We start from the raw sequence: 23,854 nt of genomic DNA on the forward strand, positions 1-23,854 counted from the left end.
TTATTATATAGAATAAACTAAGGTGCTGGATCTGGAATGATAGCCTGAACTTTATTGATTTGTTCTATTATTTCTTCTGAAAGAGAAACCTGAATCGTGTCTATATTCTCTTTTAATTGCTCTATTGATGTAGCCCCGATAATAGAACTCGTTACAAAAGATTGATGCGCTACAAATGCCAATGATAATTGGGTTAATGTTAATCCGTTTTGTTTTGCAATTTCATTATACAAATGAGCGGCCTGTGTACATTGTTCGCTGTTGTATCTCGTATATTGTGGGAAAAGTTTAATTCTTGCGTTAGGATGACTTTCTCCAGTAAGGAACTTTCCTGTCAAAACTCCAAAAGCCAATGGCGAATAAGCCAATAAACCTACATTTTCTCTAGTACAAACTTCAGAAGTACCCACTTCAAAAAGTCTATTTAATAAAGAATAGGGGTTTTGAACTGTTTTAATTCTTGGTAAATTATGGTATTTACTTTCTTCAAGAAAACGCATTATTCCCCAAGGATTTTCATTAGAAACGCCAATATGCTTTATCTTTCCTTCTTTTACAAATCCGTCTAAAGTTTCTAAAACCTGATGAATATTATCTTGCCAAGAATCATCTTGAACTTTAAAACCTCGTTGTCCAAAGCAATTGTTTTTTCGCTCTGGCCAATGCAATTGATAAATGTCTAAATATTCGGTTTGTAAGCGCTGCAAACTATTGTCTAAAGCATATTTTAAACTTGCTGGAGAGAAATCAATTGTATCGCGCATGTAAGTGAAGTTGGGATTGGGTCCTGCAATTTTAGAGGCCAAAACCACTTCTTCTCTTTTTCCGGATTTTTTAAACCAAGTTCCAATAATTTTCTCTGTACTTCCGTAAGTTTCTTTACTGGCTGGAACAGAATACATTTCTGCTGTATCAAAAAAATTAACTCCGTTTTCAAATGCATAATCCATTTGTGCGTGACCTTCGGCTTCTGAGTTTTGTTGTCCAAAAGTCATTGTACCAAGACATATCTTACTCACTTTTATATCCGTATTGGGTAAAGTAGTGTATTTCATTTTTTGATAATTCTAAATTAGGTTACAAAAGTATAGGTTATAAAACTTTTCGGTTTATCCTTTAACTATTTTTAAGAAACGTTTATGGTTATCCGTATAAAAAAAGGCTCGAAGTTAAAACTTTGAGCCTTTTTTGTATTCATTTTAAAATTGAATTTTAGTTTAAATCATTCAACATATCTGCGATTTCATCTAATCTAGGTGTTAGAATAATTTCTATTCTACGGTTTTTCGCTTTCCCTTCTGCAGTGGCATTACTCACTAATGGAGAATACTCACTTCTACCAGCAGCAGTAAGATTCTTTCTGTTTATTTTTTTGTTTTCACTTAAAATAGAAACAATTGCCGTTGCTCTTTTTGTTGATAAATCCCAGTTATCAGAAATAGGACCTGAAGCTGTAAAAGCGTCATTATCTGTGTGTCCTTCTATAAGAACTGAAATTTCTGGATTATCTCCCAACACTTTACCCACTTCGGTAACTGCTTTTTTTCCTTCAGTACCTACAGCATAACTTCCAGAATTAAAAAGAAGTTTATTCTCCATAGACACATACACTTTTCCGTTTTTTTGCTCGACTGTTAAGCCTTTGCCTTCAAAACTATTTAATGCTTTAGAAAGTGTTTCTTTTAGTTTTTTCATGCTTGCTTCCTTAGCAGCAATCAAATTTTCTAACTCTTGTAAGCGTTGTGCATTTTTATTTAATCGTTCTTGCTCTTGAGCCAATGCTTTTCCTTTTTCGTCTAATTGCCCTAACAAGTCACGATTTTTCTTCATATTACTTTGCAAAGCATCGTCACTATTTTTTTCTAAAGCAGTGTAAGAATCTTGCAATACTTTAAATTTATCTTGAGCGGCAGCATAATCTGCTTTTAGTTTATTGAGTTCGGCTTTAGATTTATTAAAATCTGATGTCATAGCCTCACGATCTAATTCTAATTGACTTTTTGACTTAAGCAAATCGGCATTCTCATCAGCAATACTTCTATTTTCCTTCTTTAAATCAGCGAACTTATTTTCTAAGTCATTGTATATTTTTTTCGAGACACAAGACGTAGAAAGCGCTAATGCCAATACTCCAATGGAAATTTTTTTTATCATTTTGTTTAAATATTTAGTGGTATTATTAAAAATCAAAAATAGGAATTGTATTCTAATTCCCTAGCCCTGATAGTAGTGAAAATCCTTTTTGCTTTTAATTAAAAGCAAAAAGATTGCAACGTATAGCAGGAATAGCTCCTAATTGTTCTGTTTATTATAAATTACTCTATTTCTACTAAAATAGGACAATGATCAGAATGAATGGCATCTGATAAAATTACCGCTCTTTTAAGCTTGTGTTTTAGCGAATCACTAACTAAGTTGTAATCTATTCGCCATCCTTTATTATTTCCTCTGGCACCTGCACGATAACTCCACCAAGAATATTGATGTGGCTCTTTATTAAAATGACGGAAACTGTCTACAAATCCGGATTTCATAAAAGTATCCAACCATTTTCTTTCTTCAGGTAGAAATCCAGAAACATTTTTATTGCGAACAGGATCGTGAATATCGATAGCCTCATGACAAATATTGTAGTCACCACCAATAATCAAATTCGGTATTTCTTTTTTTAAATCATTGATATACTGCTGAAAATCATCCATAAACATAAACTTGTGATCCAAGCGTTCGATATTAGTTCCTGATGGCAAATACAAACTCATTACAGAGACGTCATCAAAATCTGCTCTAATATTCCTACCTTCAAAATCCATGTGGTGAATTCCTGTACCATAGACCACATTGTTAGGCTTAGTTTTAGATAAAATGGCCACGCCACTGTATCCTTTTTTGGTTGCAGAATAATAATATTGATAAGGATATCCTGCCTGAGAGATCGCCTCTACAGGGATTTGATCTTCTGTAGCCTTAATTTCCTGAAGACAAATAACATCTGGATTTGCGTGTTGCAACCAGTCTATAAAACCTTTGGAAATGGCAGCCCTAATTCCGTTGACGTTGTATGAAATAATTTTCATGAAATAATTTTTAGAGTTTCAAAAGTAATAAAAAAGAAGAAGTTTGATTCAGAAAAATAGAGAAAATGGAGTTTTTTGCTATCTTTGTTTCTTGCTCTAAAAACAAGAAATAAATGGGTTTAGTAACCGCCAAAGAAGTTGCAAAGGCAATAAATGTAGATAAGTATGGTGTTCTTGGGACTTTTTCAGGATGGATGCTGATGAAGTTGCTGAAGATCTCTACGTTAAATAAAGTATACAATAGAAATAGACATCTTAAAGATGTTGCTTTTTTGAATGGAATATTAGATGATTTACAAATAAAATTCGAAATTCCTGAAGAAGATTTGAAGCGTTTGCCTAAAGAAGGCGCTTATATTACCATTTCAAACCATCCTTTAGGAGGAATTGACGGTGTTTTACTTTTGAAATTAATGCTAGAAAGAGAACCTAATTTCAAGATTATTGCTAATTTTTTATTGCATAGAATTCGACCTTTAAAAAAATACATCATGCCAGTAAATCCTTTTGAAAATCATAAGGATTCTAAATCTAGTGTGGTAGGAATTAAAGAAACACTGCGCCATTTAAGTGACGGAAAACCATTAGGTATTTTCCCAGCTGGAGAAGTTTCGACTTATAAAGATGGCAAACTAGTTGTTGATAAACCTTGGGAAGAAGGCGCGATTAAAGTTATCCGAAAAGCTCAGGTTCCTGTTGTTCCTATCTATTTTCATGCTAAAAACAGCCGTTTGTTTTATTTACTTTCTAAAATTAGTGGCACTTTTAGAACTGCAAAATTACCTTCAGAAGTTTTTAGTCAAAAGAACCGTGTAATTAAAGTTCGTATTGGGAAAGCTATTTCTGTGAATGAACAAAATGAGTACAAGACTATAGAGGAATATTCTGAATTTTTAAGAAAGAAAACCTATATGTTGGCTAATCCTTTTGAGAAAGAAAGCCACTTTTTACCAACACCAACCTTAAAAATCGCAAAAAGTCCAAAGAAAATTGTTACAGCTGCTAATAGTTCGCAAATAATTTCTGAGGTAGAAATTGCCAGAGAAAATGGTTGCCGATTGTTGCAAAGTAAAAACTACGAAGTCTTTTTTACAGAAGCCAATAAAATACCAAACATACTACACGAAATTGGACGTTTGAGAGAGATTACCTTTAGAGAAGTGGGCGAAGGCACCAATGAATCTATTGATATTGACAAATTTGATAACTACTATCACCACATGTTTCTATGGGACGATGACGCAAAAAAAGTTGCTGGCGCCTATAGAATGGGATTGGGTTCTGAAATTTATCCAAAGTATGGCATGGAAGGTTTTTATCTAAATGATCTTTTTCGTTTTGAGCCAGAATTACATGATATGATGAACAAATCGATTGAAATGGGTCGTGCATTCATCATCAAAGAATACCAACAAAAACCAATGCCTCTTTTCTTACTTTGGAAAGGAATCATACATACCACGTTGCGTTATCCAGAACATAAATTTTTATTAGGTGGTGTAAGTATTAGCAATCAATTTTCTGATTTCTCTAAATCTCTGATGATAGAATTTATGAAGTCTAACTATTATGACCCTTATATTGCACAATATATACATCCTAAAAAAGAGTATAAGGTAAAACTTAAAGATGCTGATAAGGATTTCATTTTTGATGAAGCTGAATCAGATTTAAATAAGTTCGACAAGATTATTGATGAACTTGAACCTGGTAGTTTACGATTGCCTGTTTTAATAAAAAAATACATTAAGCAAAACGCAAAAGTGGTCGCTTTTAATGTAGATCCGCTCTTTAATAATGCTATTGATGGATTAATGTACATTCGTATTGCAGATATTCCAGAAAGCACAATGAAACCCGTGATGGAAGAGTTCCAAAAAGAACTTGAAAGAAAACTACACGAAAAAGAGGATTAATAAAATTCAATTTATAAAAAAATCCCATTGCAATTCTAAGCAATGGGATTTTTTTTGTTTTATCTCCAGATAGACTCTTTTAAAATAGCATCTAAAGAATTATTTCTTATAAATAAAATCAGTCGTATAATGTGATATGTAATAAGAAAAAAGCCCAAACTATAGGCTAGCTTTTTATTGTACATAATTCCGTTCAAATACTCCCTTTTAGTAATTATTTCTAGCGATAAAACTGCAACACTCAACAAGCAAAAAGCAATTACAAAAGGTCCTAAAACATGATAAGATATGCTCTTGTAAAAATCACCTTGATATAAATAAACCAGTGATTTTGTTATACCACAACCCGGACACGGGAAACCAGTTGCCATTTTAAAAGGACATAAAGATTGATCCGTTTCTAAATGATTATCAGCATTAAAAAGCATTAGCAAAAAAGGAATGACTAGTACCAGAATAGCACCTACAATACCGTAAATTTTACGTTTGTTCTTTGTACTATTTATATAATTTATTGATTTCATTTTGAACGATCATTGCAGCAACCATTGGAAATAAAAAACCTAAAACTAGCAATAAAACAGTATCGTCTTTTTGAGCTGAGCCCGATCTACGGTAAACATCTGGCAATCCATCTCTACCCGCTAGATAGAAAAAATAAATATTAACAGGATAACAACAACCAGCAAAGATGGCTATTGGCTGCGAGATAACTTCTCTTTCAGAAACAGCTTCAAAAACCTCGGCGATTTTAACATTCCAATAAATAAGATAGAGGCCACAAGTTAAAAAACCTAAAATTAATACTAAAATAGGATCTACATTAAATACCGGAATAGGTTTGTTGGGTGTGTTCCATGTTTCTTTTACGATTTCTGTCATTTTGGTTTGGTTTAGTTATTATTAAATTTAAAATGTTTAATGAGTTCCTTTATCAAAATAGTTCTGGTTGTATAAACCACAACAATATTTACTCATAAGTCTATTATAGAAGCAAAGTTGTTACACTTGCAAGTGTTTATTTCTTTAAAATGACTATCAATAAAGATTTAGATAAAATATTTTGCTTTAATTTTATCAGCAATAACCTGTGCTAATCGCTCGTGGCTTTCAAATGTCCAACCAGCAATATGTGGTGTTAAGATAGCATTTTTGGCTTTCAATAGATACTGAAAAGCTTCTGGAGTTTGTTTGTCTTGAAAAAGGGTTTCAAAAGATCCTTTTTCATATTCTAAAACATCCAAACCAGCACCTAGAATCTTACCCGATTGCATTGCTGCAACTAAATCGGCCGTTACAATATTATTGCCTCTAGAGGTATTTATAATCCAAAATGGTTTCTCGAAATCGTTAATAAATTCGGAATTAACCATTTTATCCGTTTCCTCCGTCCAAGGGATATGCAAACTCAATACATCTGTATTTTTCTGTAATTCTTCTAATGTGACTTGTCTAGCATTAGTATCACCCACATTTTCCTTTATATCATAACACAGCACTTTTACATCAAAACCTTGGAGTTTTTTAGCAAAAGCTTTCCCCATATTTCCGTAACCAATAATCCCTACTGTTCTACCATCAAGCTCATAGCCTCGATTGCTTTCTCTATTCCAATGACCGGATTGAATCTCACTGTGCGCTTGATTCAATTTGTTAAAAAGAGAAAGGATCATTCCTAAAGCATGCTCTGCAACAGCATTTCGATTCCCTTCTGGCGCAGCTATAAGCGTTATATTTTTGCTTTTAGCATAATCACAATCGATACTTTCTAATCCTGCTCCTACTCGAGCGATAAATTGCAAATTAGTAGCTTTATCCAAAAAAGTTTGATCAATTTTGAAACGGCTGCGAATCACGATTCCTTGATAATCCTGAATTTTATTTTCAATTTCTTCTTTTGAAGAAGTGAAATCGCTATGATTTATAAATCCAGCATCTTGAAGTTTATCCCATAAAACGGAATTATTACTATCTATGTGAAGCACTTTAATATCCATAAAAAATTATATTTTTTTGATACCTCAAATAAACAAAAAAATTACGGTTTATCATTTTTAGAAAGGTATTTTGAGTCTAAATTTGTAAATTAGCGCTCTCAATTTTTATTACCTTATAAACAAACGTAATAAATGAAAACTGAAAAATGAAATTAACAAAAACGTTCAAAGCTTTTTTTGAAAGCGAAAAATCGGGTGGTCTTTTATTGCTTTCTGTAACCATTCTTTCTCTTTTATTGGCTAATTCACCTATTCAAACAGATTACATTGCATTTTGGGAAACCAATCTTGGCAGTCATTCAATCACTCATTGGATAAATGACGGCTTAATGACTATTTTCTTTCTATTGATCGGGTTAGAATTAGAACGTGAGATGTATCAAGGAGAATTATCTAATATAAAAAATGCATCCTTACCAATTTTTGGCGCTTTAGGCGGAATGATTGTACCAGCGGGATTGTTTCTTCTTTTGAATTTTGGAACGATAACACAAAATGGCGCAGGTATTCCTATGGCGACTGATATTGCATTTGCTATTGGTATTTTATCCCTTTTAGGAAATCGTGTACCTACTTCTCTAAAAGTTTTTTTAACTGCTCTTGCAGTTATAGATGACATCGGTGCCATTTTAGTAATTGCAGTATTCTATACCGACAATATCGCTTTTACCAACTTACTTATTGCCTTTGCCATAATGGGTTTCTTGTTTATTCTTAACAGAAGAAAAGTTCATAATTTGCTTCCTTATCTAATAGGTGGTGCTGCCATGTGGTATTTTATGCTAAATTCTGGTGTTCATGCAACAATAACAGGAGTTTTATTGGCGTTTGTAATCCCTTTTGGTGATGGTAGCAAGAAAACTTCTTCGTATAAATTACAGCACTTTTTACACAATCCTGTAGCTTTTATCATTCTTCCGTTATTCGCAATGGCCAATACAGGGATCGCAATAGGTTCTGATTGGCATGAAGGTTTAAATCATCCTAACACAATTGGTATTATCGTTGGTCTTGTTGTTGGGAAACCATTAGGAATATGGCTTTTCTCGTTTGCAGCAGTTAGTTTTGGCATTTGCACCTTACCTAAAGATTTAAAATGGACCAATATTTTAGGAGCCGGAATGCTTGGAGGAATAGGATTTACAATGTCTATATTTATAACATTGCTCGCTTTTAAGAATGACGGACAAGAAGTGATTACGTATTCTAAAATAGCCATTTTAATAGCTTCTTTTATTGCTGGAACAATTGGTTTTTTATGGTTGAAATACAACTTGAAACCAGACAGAAGAAGAAAGTAAATTACTTTATAAAATACATAAAAAAAGCCCTAGTTTAATATTAAACTAGGGCTTTTTTGTATTCAATACAATAAAAATTGCTGAAAGAACAATTTACTTTTAGTACAATAGTTATCCTTTAATTTGTTTTAAAGAAGTTTTAATACCTCTAATCAATGACGAACTAAAACCATGCATCTCCATTTCATTTAATCCTGCAATAGTACAACCTTGAGGTGTAGTTACACGGTCTATTAATTGTTCTGGATGTACTTTTTCCTCTAAGAGCATTTCTGCAGCTCCTTTGACTGTTTGGGCAGAAATAGCTAATGCAGTTTGCCAATCAAAACCAATCTCTATTCCTGCTTGCATAGAAGCTCTTATGTAGCGCAAAGCAAAAGCAGTTCCACTAGCAGCAAGAACAGTAGCAGCATCCATCAATTTTTCGTCAATAATAGGAGCAGTTCCTAAACTTTGAAAAAGTGAAATCACACTCTGTGCTTTGACTGAGTTTTTTTCTTGAAAAGCAATACACGTAGCCGATGCACCAAACTGCGCTGCAATGTTTGGCATAATTCTGATGGCAGTATTAGAATCTCCTATTTTACTTTGCAAGTTTTCAATAGAAAGACCACTGACAGCAGAAGTAATAATTTTATTTGAAATTACAGGTAGAATTTCATTCAAAACAACATCAACCTGATAGGGTTTTATAGTCAAAATAATAATATCAGCTTCTTGAATTTGATGCATGTTATTACTAGAAACAGTTGCGCCTAACTTCTCCAGATACAAAATACTTGACGTATTTCTCCTGGTTATGGTTACTTGGTTATCCGATGAGAATTTAGACAATCCTAAGGCGATAGAAACACCTAGGTTGCCACCGCCAATAATATGTACTTTCATGCTGGTTTTGCTTTGTCTATCATTTAGCACAAATCCCTTGAAGAAATTGTATTTAAAAGAAAGAATGAATTGGTTAGTTGTATTTCTTTGAAACTCTATTTAAAAACCTAATATCAGTTTTGCAATAGAGAAATAAATCAAAATTCCGCATATATCATTACTTGTGGTTATAAAAGGCCCTGTTGCCAGCGCGGGATCTATTCCAAATTTATCTAATAATAGTGGGATAAAAGTTCCAATTAATGATGCAATAATAATTACAGAAATTAAGGCAATAGTGACAATTATACCTATAATAAATTCGACGTTCAATAAAAAATGACTTCCTAAAAACAAGATAATTGCTAGAATAACTCCATTTAGTAAGCTTAAAGAAACTTCTTTTACCAATCTATTAAATAACGATCCGCTAAGGGTATTATTAGCCAAACCTTGCACAATGATTGCCGAAGATTGTACGCCAACATTTCCTGCCATTGCAGCTATTAAAGGGGTAAAAAAGAACAATTTTCCATGCTCTTCCATTGCGCCTTCAAATAAACCTAGCACTCTAACAGAAACAAAACCTCCTAAAAGTGCTAATACAAGCCAAGGCAAACGCGCCTTTGTATGCTCAAGAATACTATCATCGGCTTCTACATCTTGAGAAATACCCGCAGCTAATTGGTAATCCTGATCGGCTTCTTCCTTGATTACGTCTAAAATATCATCAATTGTAATCCTACCAACCAAACGACCCAATTCATCTACTACTGGAATAGCTTCTAAATCGTATTTTTGCATGATACGAGCGACCTCAACATCTTCAGTATCAACTTTTACAGAGTTTAATTTTCTAATATAAACATCACTAATAGCTGTTCTTGACGAAGTTGTAAGCAAGTCTTTAAGTGACAAACGCCCTTTTAATCTATCCTCATCATCTACCACATAAATAGAATGCACTCTAGAAATGTTTTCGGCCTGCATGCGCATTTCTTTTACGCAAGTAAGCACATTCCAATTCTCATTGACTTTCACCAACTCTTTATGCATAATTCCACCAGCGGTTTCCTCATCATAACGAAGCAAGTCCACAATATCCTTGGCGTGCTCAACATCCTGAAGTTCTGATATTACCTCCGCTTTCAAATCTTGTGAAAGCTCCCCAATAATATCAGCCGCATCATTAGTTTCTAACTCATCTAATTCTTCTGCAATCTCTTTTGCTGAAAGCCTACTTAATATATTTTCACGAAGATCATCCTCTAACTCTAGAAGAATTTCGGCTGTTTTATCACTATCTAGAACTTTAAAAATATAGGTAGCTTCATTAAAATCCAGCTCATCAAGAATTTCTGCAATATCAGCATGGTGCATATCATTCAATAAAACTTCCAATTGCTTGTCGTTCTTATTTTGAATAAGTAGCTCTAATTCCTGAATTAATTCTTTACTGATTTTAAACTCCATCGGCTTCTATTTTTTGAGTCAATTCTATAAATTGTTCTACATTAAGTTGTTCTGGTCTAAGATCAAAAACGATATCTTCACGTAATTTATCAGATAAGTTCATAGTTTTTAAACTATTACGAAGTGTTTTTCTGCGTTGTTGAAAAGCCGTTTTGACTACCGTAAAAAATAATTTTTCTCCACAAGGCAAACTATAATCTTCTTTTCTGCGCAAGCGTAAAACACCCGATTTTACTTTTGGTGGTGGTATAAATACATTTTCGTCTACAGTAAATAAATATTCAGCATCATAAAAAGCTTGTACTAAAACTGATAGAATTCCGTAAGCTTTGGTTCCTTTTTTTTCACAAATGCGTTGTGCCACTTCTTTTTGGAACATTCCAGCAAACTCAGGAATTTGACTGCGATATTCTAATGCTCTAAAAACAATTTGAGTTGAAATATTATAAGGGAAATTGCCAATAATTGCAAACTGTTTGCCATCAAAAATCTCGTTGATATTGTATTTCAAGAAATCCTTAGAGATGATTTTATCTTTTAATTTAGGATAATTTTCATCCAAATAAGTAACTGATTCTGTATCGATTTCAATTACATAAGTATTGATAGGTTTATCCAATAAATATTTAGTCAAAACACCCATTCCAGGTCCAATTTCTAATACATCATCATAACCAACTAAGTTCAGCGTATCTGCAATATCTTTTGCAATACTTTCATCTTTTAAGAAATGCTGTCCCAGATGTTTTTTGGCTTTTACTTTTTCCATATTTTCATTGCGAGGCACAAGGCATTCTCGCTTAATTTTAGTGTTATATTCTCTCACAAGACTTTAAAAATAGCCTTGAGAATGATTTAGCAGATAAGTGCTACCTGTATTTATTTTTTAGCTAAGAACACAATTAGAAAGTGATTCTAGATTTGAAACACAAGAAATTTAATCTATATTTAATGATCAGAAATCAATTCTAATTCAGTTCTAAATGCTAGCATTTTATCACCAAACAATTTCTGTCCTTCTTCCCGAAAACCTGCTGCATCTTCTTGATAATATTTTTCGAGCGTTTCTTTGCTATCGGTGGTATATTGAACAGAATATGTTGTTCCGCCCATTTCTTCTTCAATTAAAACACGAACCATTCTGGCTGAAGAAAATTTTCCTGTCGCTAGAACTTCTGGAATATGCTTGTGACGCATCCAAACCATCCATTGGTCGTGCACACTTTCGTGTATGTTTGTGGTAACGTTGTATATGATCATTATTTTTATTTAGTGTTTTAATTTTGAATCAAGACTTATGTAAAATCTACTCTCAAAATGGTTAATCTTCAATGTTAAATCATTTTATAAATTCGTATCGCCTCGTAATTGTCTGAATTTTTTTCTAGCTTCAACAAAATAAATACTGTCTTGATGATTAAAAATTATCTTCTCGTACAAAGATTTCGCTTTTTCAGGTTCTTTTAGTTCTTTATTATAAATTTCGGCCGAAAAAAACAAAGCTTCATCACTATAAATCCCTTCAGCGTGATGATCAATTATGCTTTGATACTGGCTTAAAGCCAAAGTAAAATCACCTAGTTTTTCGTAAACTTGTCCCAATCGCAATAACGTAACTGCTTCAATTTCTTGGCCTTTAAAACTTTTTAAAATCGATTGAAATTGTGCAATTGCTTCTTGGTTTCTATTTTGATATAAAAGACAATCTCCTTTTGCAAATTGTTTTAATGCCGTTTGAGTAGAATCTGCAGCGGTATTATCATTTATTAATAAAAAATATTCTAAAGCATCGTTAGCAATCAACTGTGTGTTGGCTGCTTTTAATTCTTTAAATTGCTTTAACGCCCAATCAAAATCTGTTTTAAAATAACTAGTTTTAGCCGCTTTTAAAGTAGCTTCATGTGCTAGAACATCATTTTTTAAGTCCAATTCAATCTGCGAATAATACAATAATGCTTGATTAAATTTTTCTTCATAGAGAAAAATATCTGCCAACTCCATTTTAGCTTTGGCCGCATCATATTCATTCAATCGCAATTCTAAAGCTTTCTTTACAATTGCCTTAGCTTCTTCTGGTTTTTTTAAATTAAACGCTACAAAATGTGCCTGAATCAATTGCAAAGATAAGGTAAATGGACTTATCTCATATTCTCGCAATAAATTAGACAGATCGGTATTTATAATGGGCAAATCTTTTTCAGTGGCTTTTTCGATTCTCATCTCCATCAAATAGGAATTCGCCTGAATTAACAATTCTAAATCTTTAGTATTTTGCAACACAAATACTAAAATTTCCTGCGCTGCTTCCTGATTGTCTTCCTCTATTGCCAATTGCGCTAGGTTTACAATACTGTTAAGCGATTCTGGATTGCGTTTATAAATCGCTTTTTCCTGTACAAATGCTTTTTCAAACTCTTTTTGTTGAACGTAAAACCAACTTAAATAGCGATTCCAAAAAATGTCTTGATTTTTTTGTGTTCTCAAAATCAGTGCTTTTCTGAGCATTTCATTAAAATTGGCATCTCCATCATCTGCCAGATAACGTACAAACTGATTTTGAATTCTAATTGCATTTTGAGGATTCTTGTAAGCATCATCTAAAAAAGTTGCAATCATCATTTCTGTATTACCCAACTGACCGTAAAGCAAACCTATTTGGAAATTAAAATTATCATTAGGTTCAATTGCTATGGCGGTTTGATATGCTTTTAAAGCATATTCTAAGAGCACTTTTCGCTCAAAAGAGGTAGAAATGCCATATACTTCCATTGGGTTTTTCTTGATGCGCTCTAAAGCTTGATCATAATAAGAAGTGGCTTTAGCTTCTTTTTTTTGCAACTGAAAATTATAACCCAATTCTACAAGAAGCGTACCTTGCTTGTATTTATCCAAACGTTGTTGAATGGCTTTCTCAGCAACATCAAATTGCTGTAATTGCTGATAACAATCAATAGTTCTTAAAAAATATTGTGTGTTTTGTGGCGTATTCTGTAGTAATTCTTCGAAACCAATTTTAGCTTTTTCAAAATCTCCTTTTTCATAGTAATACTGCGCTAATTGTTCGTTTTGAGCGAATCCAAATAGCGACACTAATAAAGTAATAAAGAGGAAAAAAAATCTCATATTTATTGTTATTGTTTCTAAATCGAGTGTTAAGTCGAAATTATTTTAAACGCGAATTCGCAAATTTTCATTATTTAAAAAAGAAAAAATTTGCGAATTTACGTTTATTTCAAAAAAGCTGTAATTTAATCTATAATATCAAATCCGCAGTACGGACGCAATACTTCTGGAATTACAATTCCTTCTGGCGTTTGATAATTTTCTAAAATCCCAGCTAAAACTCTTGGCAAGGCTAATGAACTTCCGTTTAAAGTATGTGCCAATTGGTTTTTTCCGTCTTTGTCTTTGAAACGCAATTTCAAACGATTGGCTTGAAAAGTTTCGAAGTTAGAAACAGAAGAAATTTCTAACCAACGATCTTGCGCGGTTGAAAAAACTTCAAAATCATAGGTCAAAGAAGCGGTAAAACTCATGTCTCCACCACAAAGACGTAAAATTCGGTAAGGTAATTTTAATTCTTGAAGTATCGATTTTACATGTTCTACCATTCCGTCTAAAGCTTCATACGATTTATCAGGATGCTCCACTCGTACAATCTCTACTTTATCAAATTGGTGCAAACGGTTTAATCCACGCACATGCGCTCCATAAGAACCCGCTTCTCTACGGAAACAAGGTGTATAAGCGGTGGTTAAAACAGGTAATTCATTTTCATTCAAAATCACATCACGAAACAAGTTAGTAACTGGAACCTCAGCAGTAGGAATCAAGTACAAATCATCTGTTTTATCATGATACATTTGTCCTTCTTTGTCTGGTAATTGTCCTGTTCCGTAAGCAGAAGCTTCATTTACCATGTGAGGAACTTGAACTTCACTGTAACCTGCATCCGTATTTTTGTCTAGGAAATAATTGATTAGTGCGCGTTGCAATTTTGCTCCTTTTCCTTTATAAACTGGAAATCCTGCTCCAGTAATTTTTACACCCAATTCAAAATCGATGATGTCATATTTTTTTACTAATTCCCAATGTGGCTGAGCGCCTTCATGTAAAACGGGAATAGCACCTTCTTGAAAAACGTTTAAATTTTCCTCTGGAGTTTTTCCTACTGGAACAATATCAGCCGGAAGATTTGGCAACGTATATAATTTTTCTAAAAGTTCTGCAGCTAGAACATCAGCAGATTCTGCCAACTTCTTACTTTTTTCTTTTAATAAAATTGTTTTTTCTTTTAGAATTGCGGCTTTTGATTTCTCGCCACTTTTCATCAATTCCCCAATATCTTTGGATAATTTATTAGATTCTGATAAAATTCCGTCTAACTCTACTTGCGTAGCACGACGTTTTTCATCTAGTTGTACCACTTCTTCAACAATACTTTTGGCATCCATATTTTTTTTTGCCAAAGCATTGATTACTTTCTCTTGATTCTCTCTAATAAATGCAATTTGTAACATAATTGGGTTTTTATAACTATTATATTTCTATTAATGAAAGCAAATTTAAGGAAATGTTTGCTAGAAACGACTGAAAAATCAGTGATTTGTGTTTTGTAATTTCTAGGAAGAATTTCAAGAATGATTACAAATACAACAGTCTAGCTATTTCATGAATTAAATTTAAACTATTCTACCACCACTATTCTTAAATCCTATTCTCTCTTTATTTCATGACCTACAAACTCTTCAAGCGCCGCAAACATATCGTCTACAGAAAGTACTTCAAGATCGGGATGTGATTTTAAGAATTCTGCATTGCGTTGTACCAAATTTTCTTCAATTTCAAAAAAAGTATCATTATTCATCAAATCACGAACTGGATTTACACCTTCTAGCTTTCCTTTAAAAAATTTATCTCTTTTTACGCTGCTCATCAACTTGACTTTCTTGCATTGTTGCTGAAATAATTCTAGATGTTTTTCGGCGCCAAGCAATTGCAATCCTTCTTCTATCAATTCATTCAATTCTGTGTTCCATTGAGAATTATAGACAAATTGTGCAAAATTACCTTCTGTATATTGAGATGTATAATAATCTAGATAATAACTCATCAAGGCATCTTCATGAATTAAATCGTCATCGATTTTTTCCTCGCGCATTAAATTAATCACCGAAATATTCGAATTGATAACATCTTGTGGGTTTTCGCTACTTGCTGCTGTTTCTGAAATTATGATTCTACCGAATTCCATTGCTTATGTTTTTAAAGAGTTTGCACGCAAATTTCGGATAAAAGAATAATACAAACACAAAAAATCATGCTTGTTTGCCTTTATATGGAATAAAAAAAAACGGAAACAACTTTAAAAGTCGTTTCCGTTTTAATACATCTCAAAAACTTACGATGTAAAAATAACTAAATTATCTGGTGTAAACTGATATTGCTGTACCATTTTTTAACTTTAATTCAGTAAGAGTAAGATTAACAATATCATAAGTAGTAGTTACACCATTTATAACAGTTGTTAATTTATTATCTGGTCTGCTATAAGTTCCTGAAACTGTTGTTAAAGCACATGGACTTAAAGTAGAATCATAATCTCCTGAAACTAATGTGTTATCAATTTTAAAACTAAGATAATCATGATCACATCCTGTTACATTTTGTGGCGGATCTACCAATGTCTCTACACCACCAATATTTGTACCCACTTTTACTACACCCCATTTTCCTGTAATAGGAATAATTGTCGCTCCTTCATTTTCATCATTACTGCTACAAGAAGTTGCAAATAATCCGATACTCAATGTTAATGCTAATAATATGCTTCTAATTTTCATGTTTGTTTGTTTATAATTAATAATGGCTAAATTAACTTGATAGCGTTTAAAAATTGTTACATAGTATTTGGTCATATTTACATAATTACTTCATTTTATTATTTAGTTCAAAAGCATTTATTTATCAAAGATTGTTTATTTAATTTTACAAAGCGCTTTCATCCATACAATTACCGTTAATAAAATATATTTTTGTAGGAAAAAAAAACAATATATTTGAAAAACCATATAATTTCAATGTATGAAAAAACTACTTTTACTTTTGATTTTTACTTTTGCTCTGCCTATTTTTTCACAAGAAAAAGAAATATGGGTAAAATCAATAATAGATCAAAAAGCACCTAACCTGGTAGTCGAAAAATGGCTTTCTGATCCACCGGAATTAAAAGGTAAATTTGTGATAATCGACTTTTGGGGAACTTGGTGCGAATCATACCAAACTTTGACTCCTAAATTAAATAGTATAAGCAAAGAGTTTAAGGAGGATTTAATTGTAATTGGTATAAGTGATGAAAGAGAACGTAAAGTAAAGAAAGTAATAACTCCTAAAATCGAGTACTACAGCGCAATTTATACTCGAAGAAAATCATATAAAGCCTTGAAAATAAGAGCTCTTCCGCATTGCATTTTAATAGATCCCACTGGAATTGTGCGTTGGGAAGGCAATCCTATACAAAATGGATTTGAACTAACCCCAAATGTCATTAAAATGATTATTGAGAAGTATAAAAAAAGCACACCAACAAATACAGCGATTTTGAACGAATAAAACTTACTCCTGTTCGCTATTTTTTTGTAAATTAATTTTGGCAACTAAAGCTTTCAATCGCATGGCTTTTTCTTTCTTTTCTTCTTGAAGTTTAGCTTTTTTACGATTGAGCAATTTAGTATGCAACGCTTTGTTTTTAGTGTTTTTTTCAGGTCCTTTTCCCATTTTAAAAATCTAGATGAATTACTTTTACAAAGATAAATGAATTAAAGAAAACCTAAATTTAAAAAATTCTCTTCTAAAACTTGTTCCTTCTTTGCAATAAAAAGAAAATTACACCTCCTATAAAGTAAAGCAATACATCAATCCAGTCTGCTGTGTATCTTACATTTACTTTAGGAAGATAATACTCGAAATAAAAAGAGTAGAAAGAGGACAAAAAGAGAATAAAGCCCAGTGGCAATTGAAACAAAGGATCTTTTTTTAATCTTCGGATTATAAATTGGATTGCACCCAGCGCTATGGGAACATAAAGCAAATCATTTAGATAATTATTAATAAGAGTAGGTAATGAAAAATGCAAGCGCTGCAAAGCATAAATAGTCAGAGCAGTAAGAAATACAAAGCCATAAAGTATTTTTCTAAACATTATCTATTTTATTACTCCATTTAAAAATCTTACTTTTTGTTTTAACCCGCTGCAGCGGCGGTAACCGCAGCGATAATACCTCCTATAATTACAGCAAAGAAAAGCCAAATCGAGTAAATAGCTTGAAAAAGATATCGTATCAAAACATTAGAATGCTCTAAACCATTATTAAAATAGACTTCTATTTTGCTTGGTGGCTTTTTTGTTTTTTCTTTTTCGTCTAATTTTTCTTGAAGTTTTTTCTGGGTTTCAAGTCGGCGCTTAAGAACCAAATCTAATATAGCACCACAATTCTCGCAATACTCCTTATTTATATTGACTGTATTGCAATCTGAACACTTGATGTAGGATTTGGTCATTATACTATTATTAGCTCTGGATTAATTTATACAAAGCTATGAAAATTGGACTGAAAGAAAAGTTTTAGAAAGTGTCTATAGTTAGAATTGTATCAAATAAGAAATAGCTAATGTTTGAAACTAAGATTACTAAAGAATAATAAAACAACCATGAAACCCTTAAATCCTAGCCCCGATAGCAGTGAAAATCCTTTTGTTTCTCTCGATAATTATCGAGAGAAACAAAAGATTGTAACGTATAGCGGGAAATAGCTCCAAATAAAAATTCTATTGCTTATTTTTGCATCAAATTAAACTGAGTTATGTTACAAAATCCAAAAAGATATACGATTACAGCGGCATTGCCTTATACGAACGGACCAATTCACATTGGTCATTTGGCGGGTGTTTATGTGCCTTCAGATATTTATTCTCGTTATTTACGTTTGCAAGGAAGAGACGTTTTGTTTGTTTGTGGAAGCGATGAACACGGAGTGGCTATTTCGATGAAAGCCAAGAAAGAAGGAATTACCCCTCAAGAAGTAATTGACAAATACGATGGAATTATCCGTAAATCGTTTTCTGATTTTGGAATTTCTTTTGACAATTATTCAAGGACTTCGGCGAAGATTCATCACGATACGGCTTCAGATTTTTTTACAACCTTATATAAAAAAGGTGATTTTATAGAGCAAGTAACCGAGCAATTGTATGACGCCAAAGCAGATCAGTTTTTGGCAGATCGTTTTGTAGTAGGAACTTGCCCAAAGTGTGGTAACGAAGAAGCCTACGGTGATCAATGCGAAAAATGTGGTTCGACTTTGAACGCAACTGATTTAATAAACCCAAAATCTACAATTACAGGAGAAACACCTATTATGAAATCGACGAAACACTGGTTTTTGCCTTTGGATCGTTATGAAGATTTCTTGAAAGAATGGATTCTTGTTGGCCATAAAAATGACTGGAAACCCAATGTTTACGGTCAAGTAAAATCATGGATTGATGGCGGATTAGAACCTCGCGCAGTAACTCGTGATTTGGATTGGGGAATTGATGTTCCGGTGGAAGGTGCTGAAGGGAAAAAGCTATATGTTTGGTTTGATGCACCTATTGGCTATATTTCTTCTACTAAAGAATGGGCTTTGCGCGAAGGAAAAGAATGGGAACCGTATTGGAAAGATCAAGACACCAAACTGGTTCATTTTATTGGTAAAGACAATATTGTTTTTCACTGTATCATTTTTCCAGCGATGCTTAAAGCCGAAGGAAGCTACATTTTGCCAGACAATGTTCCTGCAAATGAGTTCCTGAACTTAGAAGGAAATAAATTGTCTACTTCTAAAAACTGGGCCGTTTGGTTGCACGAATATTTAGAAGAATTCCCGAATCAGCAAGATGTTTTGCGTTACGCTTTGACATCTAATGCGCCGGAAACCAAAGACAATGATTTTACTTGGAAAGATTTTCAAGCTAGAAACAACAATGAGTTAGTGGCGATTTACGGAAATTTCATCAATCGTGTGGTAGTTTTAACTAACAAATACTATAATGGAATTGTACCTCAACCAAATGAATTATCAGAAGTTGACGAAGCAACTTTAACGGAACTGAAAGCCTATCCGGCAGTCATTTCGAGTTCATTAGAAAGATATAGATTTAGAGAAGCACTAGGTGAATTAATGAATGTTGCCCGTCTGGGAAATAAATACTTGGCGGATGAAGAACCTTGGAAAGTCATTAAAGACAATCCAGAGCGCGTACAAACACAAATGTATGTAGCCTTGCAAATCGCTGCCGCATTAAGTTCACTTTGCGAACCATTTTTACCTTTTACAGCAACAAAATTATCAAGAATTTTAAAAATAGAATCTCCATTGTCTTGGAATACGATTTCAGAAAATTCAGATTTGATTGCTGCAGGACACCAAATTGGCGAAGCCGAATTGCTTTTTGCAAAAATTGAAGATGAAGAAATTCAGAAACAAATAGATAAACTAGAAGCGACTAAAACAGCTAACAAAGCTGAAAATAAAGTTGTAGAATCTCAAAAAGAATTGATTCAATTTGATGATTTTGCCAAAATGGATTTACGTGTAGGAACCATTTTAGAAGCTACAAAAATGCCAAAAGCAAATAAGCTTTTGATTTTGAAAGTAGATACTGGAATTGATGTTCGTACCATTGTTTCTGGAATTGCCGAAAGTTTTAAACCCGAGGATATTATTGGTAAGAAAGTGACTGTTTTAGTAAACTTGGCTCCAAGAAATCTTCGCGGCGTAGAAAGTCAAGGAATGATCCTGATGACTACTAATGCAGAGGAAAAATTAGTTTTTGTAAATCCAGATGCAGATGCTGCCAATGGAGAAACTATAAATTAACAATACAACTAAATATAATCTTCACTATTTATCAGAAATTATGTTTTCGATAATTAGTGAAGTTTGTATTTTTAAATAAAAAACAATGACAAATGCAAAACCGAGATTAGCTCTAGCGATTGGAATTTTATGCATTTCGGTTTTTCCAATACTGGTCAAGCTCAATCTTACCGGAGGATTAATTTCGGCTTTTTATCGAATGGCAATTGCTGCAATGCTATTACTGCCTTATGTTGTCATTACCCAAAAATTCAAATTACCAAGAACTAGGATTTTACTATTAGCCATTGTTTGTGGTCTTTTATTCGCCTCTGACGTTGCGGTTTGGAATATTTCTATTCAACAATCAAGTGCTACTCAAGCTACTTTACTAACCAATCTTTCACCGGTTTGGGTTGGAGTGTTTTCTTTTTTATTCTTAAAGAATAAACCAGCAACTAATTTTTGGATTGGCACATTGATAGCAATTTTTGGTATGATTACTCTGGTTGGTTTCGAATTTTTCTTGAACTTAAATTTTAATTCTGCTTTTTTGCTAGCCATATTATCAGGAGTTTTATACGCTGTTTACATGCTGGTCAGTAAAAACATTCTTTCTGAGATGGACGTTGTTTCTTTTATGATGGTTACGCTACTAACTTCTACTTTATTTTTAGGAATTGTTTGCTTAATTTTAAAAGAGCCTTTTAGTGGGTTTTCTAATTTAGGCTGGGTAGTTTTATTTATTCAAGGAATAGTTTGTCAACTGATTGCATGGTTATTAATTAGTTATGCGACTCAAAATATGCGAGCCACGCGAGTGTCCTTATCTTTGTTGGGACAAGCAGTTTTGGCAACTCTTTTAGCTTGGTTATTTTTAGACGAAAAAATTACATTTCAGATGATTATTGGCGGTTTGATTTTACTGTTTGGTATCCGAATCACCTTTTACAGCAAAACACTTTCACTAAAAAAGCTATTTAATAAAACACTTCATTAGAAACATATACAAGTATGAAAAATATAAAAGTAATTGCATTTGATGCTGACGATACTTTATTCGTAAACGAAACTTACTTTGCCGAAACGGAAGAGAAATTCTGTAATTTAATGAGTGATTACTTATCCAATCAAGGAATTGCAAAAGAACTTTTCAAGATTCAAATTGACAATTTAAAAATATACGGTTATGGAATAAAAGGATATATTCTTTCTATGATCGAAGCAGCTATGAAAATTTCGAACAATACTATTTCGGTACAAGCTATAGAGCGCATTATTCAATACGGAAAAGAATTGACTGAAAAGCCTATTGTACTATTAGAAGGTGTAGAAGAAACTTTACAAGCTTTGCATGGCAAATACAAATTGGTTGTTGCCACAAAAGGTGACTTATTAGACCAACGCAGAAAATTACACAATTCGGGATTAGGAAAGTATTTTCATCATATTGAAGTGATGTCTGATAAACAAGAAATTGACTATAAAGATTTGATAAAAAGATTAGAAATCGAACCTTCAGAATTCTTTATGATTGGAAATTCTTTAAAATCGGATGTTTTACCCGTTTTAGCTATTGGTGCACATGCGGTTCATATTCCTTTTCATACTACTTGGGAACATGAAAGAATTGATCATGAAATAAAGCACGAAAATTTTAATACATTCGATAAAATAACTCAAGTTTTAACAGTACTAAATCAATAGTTACTGGGTGTTTTTTAAAAGGAATAAAGTTAAATTAAACTTAATTTACCATAATTTAAGCTTAATAAACTGTTTTTGGGAGCTTTTTTCTTAAAAAATATTCATAAATTATTTATATAAACGAAATTATTTGTTTAAAAAATAATTTATAACGCAACATTCTAATCAAAACAGTCCATTATTTGTATAATATTAGTTTTTTTTTATATAATTAACTGATTGAAATTTCTTATCTAACTATAAGTTGTAATTTTGCATAAAACTTATAAAAATTACAATAATGAAAAAATTAATGTTTGCATTAGTTTTTGCTGCTGCAGCCTCGACTGCAAATGCTCAAACTGATATGGGAAAAAGCGCAGGGACAGATTATAATAAATGGTCTGTTGAATTAGCTGGTGGTGTTAACAAAACACAAAGACCAATGACTGCTGGTTATTTCACATCTACACCAAGTCCTTATGTAGTTGATCTTGGAGTTAGATACATGTTCAACAACAAATTTGGTTTAAAAGCAGACTTTGGTTACAACAGTTTTCAAGGTAAAAGTGAATCTAAAGATTTTGACACTAAGTACTACAGAGCAGATTTACAAGCAGTAGCTAACTTAGGTAGAATCATGAACTTCGAATCTTGGACTAATACTATTGGTTTATTAGGTCATGCTGGTTTTGGTTTAGCTCAATTAGAAGATCAAAATTCTTCTTTGAAAGACAGAATGGGTAACTTTATGGCTGGTGTAACTGGTCAAATTAAATTATCTAACAGAATTGCTTTAACAGGTGATTTTACTACTATTCTTAACGCTAGTCAAGATGCTGCTTTCGATGGTGCAAGCGCTGCTTCTTCTAGAGGTTTTGGTGGAATCCTTTTTAATGGTACTGTTGGTTTGACAGTTTACTTAGGTAAAAGTGAAAAACATGCTGACTGGGCTACTGTTGTTGACAAAGATATGTTAGCATTAAGAAGCAGAGTTGATAGTTTAGAAAACATGTTAGTTGATGCTGATCAAGATGGTGTTGCTGATTATTTAGACTTAGAAAAAAATACTCCAGCTGGAGCAATGGTTGACACTAAAGGTAGAGCTATTGACAAGAACAATAATAATGTTCCTGATGAAACAGAAGCTTATATATTGAAAAACTACGCTAGCAAAACTTCAGATGTAACTAAAATTGCTGATAGCGAATTGATCAAAAACTTAATCAATGATGGTTATGTTTGTACTTACTTTGATTTCAATCAAGCTAAACCTACAAACGTTTCTGTAGAAGGAATCGATTTTATCTTAACTTACTTAAGAAACAATCCTTCAGCTTCAGTTGAAATTATTGGTCATGCTGACGAATTAGGAAGATCTGCATACAACGATAAATTATCTAATGCAAGAGCTACTAATGTTAAGAACACTTTATTAAAAGCTAACATCGATTCTTCAAGATTGATCATTGTTGCTGCTGGTGAAGATAAATCAGTTCAAAAAGATTCAGATGCTGCAAGAAAATTAGTTAGAAGAGTTACTTTCAGAGTAAAATAATCTAATTACTATATTATTTAAAAGCCCTAAAGGAAATTTCTTTAGGGCTTTTTTTATTTGAATAATTATTATTTATAACT

At 32.6% G+C, this 23,854-nt stretch carries 24 protein-coding genes; 7 read left to right on the forward strand and 17 right to left on the reverse strand.

Annotated features, from left to right (window positions below; genetic code table 11):
- Positions 1-17: 17 nt before the first annotated feature.
- The 3 genes from H2650_RS02395 to H2650_RS02405 all read right to left on the reverse strand — a co-directional run bounded on the left by H2650_RS02395 (position 18) and on the right by H2650_RS02405 (position 3,077).
- The gene (locus H2650_RS02395) at positions 18-1,055 is read right to left on the reverse strand and encodes an aldo/keto reductase (protein ID WP_188049156.1); all 1,038 of its coding nucleotides are present in this window, start codon (positions 1,053-1,055) and stop codon (positions 18-20) included.
- Positions 1,056-1,212: 157 nt separating this feature from the next.
- Positions 1,213-2,154 carry an OmpA family protein gene (locus tag H2650_RS02400; RefSeq protein WP_188049157.1) on the reverse strand — a complete coding sequence of 314 codons (942 nt, stop codon included), beginning with the start codon at positions 2,152-2,154 and terminating at the stop codon, positions 1,213-1,215.
- Positions 2,155-2,315: 161 nt separating this feature from the next.
- On the reverse strand, positions 2,316-3,077 hold the full coding sequence (locus tag H2650_RS02405) for an exodeoxyribonuclease III (protein ID WP_188049158.1): 762 nt from the start codon (positions 3,075-3,077) through the stop codon (positions 2,316-2,318).
- 113 nt (positions 3,078-3,190) lie between these two features.
- Here H2650_RS02405 and H2650_RS02410 point away from each other — a divergent pair, with 113 nt between their 5' ends.
- A complete protein-coding gene (locus H2650_RS02410) occupies positions 3,191-4,993 on the forward strand; it encodes a lysophospholipid acyltransferase family protein (RefSeq protein ID WP_188049159.1) in 1,803 nt (600 codons plus the stop codon).
- Positions 4,994-5,052: 59 nt separating this feature from the next.
- On the opposite strand, the gene H2650_RS02415 is transcribed toward H2650_RS02410, so the two are convergent.
- From H2650_RS02415 to H2650_RS02425, 3 genes are all read right to left on the reverse strand, one after another.
- Positions 5,053-5,517, reverse strand: coding sequence for a DUF2752 domain-containing protein (locus H2650_RS02415; RefSeq protein WP_188049160.1), 465 nt, complete (start codon positions 5,515-5,517; stop codon positions 5,053-5,055).
- Positions 5,492-5,875, reverse strand: a complete 384-nt coding sequence (locus H2650_RS02420) for a DUF4234 domain-containing protein (RefSeq protein WP_188049161.1) — start codon at positions 5,873-5,875, stop codon at positions 5,492-5,494. The genes H2650_RS02415 and H2650_RS02420 overlap by 26 nt, the downstream gene beginning before the upstream one ends.
- Positions 5,876-6,042: 167 nt before the next feature.
- Positions 6,043-6,990 carry a 2-hydroxyacid dehydrogenase gene (locus tag H2650_RS02425; protein WP_188049162.1) on the reverse strand — a complete coding sequence of 316 codons (948 nt, stop codon included), beginning with the start codon at positions 6,988-6,990 and terminating at the stop codon, positions 6,043-6,045.
- A 146-nt stretch (positions 6,991-7,136) separates the two neighbouring features.
- On the opposite strand from H2650_RS02425, the gene nhaA reads away from it, so the two are divergent.
- The gene (gene nhaA / locus H2650_RS02430; RefSeq protein WP_188049163.1) at positions 7,137-8,291 is read left to right on the forward strand and encodes a Na+/H+ antiporter NhaA; all 1,155 of its coding nucleotides are present in this window, start codon (positions 7,137-7,139) and stop codon (positions 8,289-8,291) included.
- A gap of 111 nt (positions 8,292-8,402) precedes the next feature.
- Here nhaA and proC read toward each other — a convergent pair whose 3' ends face one another.
- The 8 genes from proC to H2650_RS02470 all read right to left on the reverse strand — a co-directional run bounded on the left by proC (position 8,403) and on the right by H2650_RS02470 (position 16,474).
- Positions 8,403-9,179 (reverse strand): pyrroline-5-carboxylate reductase, encoded by a 777-nt coding sequence (gene proC, locus H2650_RS02435; protein ID WP_188049164.1) that lies wholly within the window; start codon positions 9,177-9,179, stop codon positions 8,403-8,405.
- Between the two features lie 99 nt (positions 9,180-9,278).
- Complete coding sequence (gene mgtE / locus H2650_RS02440; protein ID WP_188049165.1) at positions 9,279-10,631, reverse strand: magnesium transporter; 1,353 nt, start codon at positions 10,629-10,631, stop codon at positions 9,279-9,281.
- The gene (gene rsmA / locus H2650_RS02445; RefSeq protein WP_188049166.1) at positions 10,621-11,400 is read right to left on the reverse strand and encodes a 16S rRNA (adenine(1518)-N(6)/adenine(1519)-N(6))-dimethyltransferase RsmA; all 780 of its coding nucleotides are present in this window, start codon (positions 11,398-11,400) and stop codon (positions 10,621-10,623) included. The genes mgtE and rsmA overlap by 11 nt, the downstream gene beginning before the upstream one ends.
- 179 nt (positions 11,401-11,579) lie before the next feature.
- Positions 11,580-11,891, reverse strand: coding sequence for a DUF4286 family protein (locus H2650_RS02450; RefSeq protein WP_188049167.1), 312 nt, complete (start codon positions 11,889-11,891; stop codon positions 11,580-11,582).
- Positions 11,892-11,975: 84 nt separating this feature from the next.
- Positions 11,976-13,754 carry a tetratricopeptide repeat protein gene (locus H2650_RS02455; RefSeq protein WP_188049168.1) on the reverse strand — a complete coding sequence of 593 codons (1,779 nt, stop codon included), beginning with the start codon at positions 13,752-13,754 and terminating at the stop codon, positions 11,976-11,978.
- A 125-nt stretch (positions 13,755-13,879) separates the two neighbouring features.
- Complete coding sequence (gene serS, locus H2650_RS02460; RefSeq protein ID WP_188049169.1) at positions 13,880-15,151, reverse strand: serine--tRNA ligase; 1,272 nt, start codon at positions 15,149-15,151, stop codon at positions 13,880-13,882.
- Between the two features lie 194 nt (positions 15,152-15,345).
- Positions 15,346-15,885: a DUF4375 domain-containing protein gene (locus H2650_RS02465; protein WP_188049170.1), complete on the reverse strand. Its 540-nt coding sequence runs from the start codon at positions 15,883-15,885 to the stop codon at positions 15,346-15,348.
- A gap of 169 nt (positions 15,886-16,054) precedes the next feature.
- Positions 16,055-16,474, reverse strand: coding sequence for a lipocalin family protein (locus tag H2650_RS02470; protein WP_188049171.1), 420 nt, complete (start codon positions 16,472-16,474; stop codon positions 16,055-16,057).
- Positions 16,475-16,715: 241 nt separating this feature from the next.
- Here H2650_RS02470 and H2650_RS02475 point away from each other — a divergent pair, with 241 nt between their 5' ends.
- Positions 16,716-17,243, forward strand: a complete 528-nt coding sequence (locus H2650_RS02475) for a TlpA disulfide reductase family protein (protein WP_188049172.1) — start codon at positions 16,716-16,718, stop codon at positions 17,241-17,243.
- 3 nt (positions 17,244-17,246) lie between these two features.
- On the opposite strand, the gene H2650_RS02480 is transcribed toward H2650_RS02475, so the two are convergent.
- From H2650_RS02480 to H2650_RS02490, 3 genes are all read right to left on the reverse strand, one after another.
- Positions 17,247-17,408, reverse strand: a complete 162-nt coding sequence (locus H2650_RS02480; RefSeq protein ID WP_188049173.1) for a hypothetical protein — start codon at positions 17,406-17,408, stop codon at positions 17,247-17,249.
- 73 nt (positions 17,409-17,481) lie between these two features.
- On the reverse strand, positions 17,482-17,832 hold the full coding sequence (locus H2650_RS02485) for a hypothetical protein (RefSeq protein WP_188049174.1): 351 nt from the start codon (positions 17,830-17,832) through the stop codon (positions 17,482-17,484).
- 41 nt (positions 17,833-17,873) lie between these two features.
- Positions 17,874-18,191: a hypothetical protein gene (locus H2650_RS02490; protein WP_188049175.1), complete on the reverse strand. Its 318-nt coding sequence runs from the start codon at positions 18,189-18,191 to the stop codon at positions 17,874-17,876.
- Between the two features lie 302 nt (positions 18,192-18,493).
- Here H2650_RS02490 and metG point away from each other — a divergent pair, with 302 nt between their 5' ends.
- The 4 genes from metG (at position 18,494) to H2650_RS02510 (ending at position 23,774) form a co-directional block, all read left to right on the forward strand.
- A complete protein-coding gene (gene metG / locus H2650_RS02495) occupies positions 18,494-20,551 on the forward strand; it encodes a methionine--tRNA ligase (RefSeq protein ID WP_188049176.1) in 2,058 nt (685 codons plus the stop codon).
- A gap of 85 nt (positions 20,552-20,636) precedes the next feature.
- Positions 20,637-21,530 carry a DMT family transporter gene (locus H2650_RS02500; protein ID WP_188049177.1) on the forward strand — a complete coding sequence of 298 codons (894 nt, stop codon included), beginning with the start codon at positions 20,637-20,639 and terminating at the stop codon, positions 21,528-21,530.
- 14 nt (positions 21,531-21,544) lie between these two features.
- Positions 21,545-22,237 (forward strand): HAD family hydrolase, encoded by a 693-nt coding sequence (locus H2650_RS02505; protein WP_188049178.1) that lies wholly within the window; start codon positions 21,545-21,547, stop codon positions 22,235-22,237.
- A gap of 280 nt (positions 22,238-22,517) precedes the next feature.
- Positions 22,518-23,774, forward strand: coding sequence for an OmpA family protein (locus H2650_RS02510; RefSeq protein ID WP_188049179.1), 1,257 nt, complete (start codon positions 22,518-22,520; stop codon positions 23,772-23,774).
- Positions 23,775-23,854: the final 80 nt, after the last annotated feature.

It is taken from the genome of Flavobacterium sp. GP15 (assembly GCF_014281985.1).
GTDB lineage: Bacteria > Bacteroidota > Bacteroidia > Flavobacteriales > Flavobacteriaceae > Flavobacterium > Flavobacterium pygoscelis.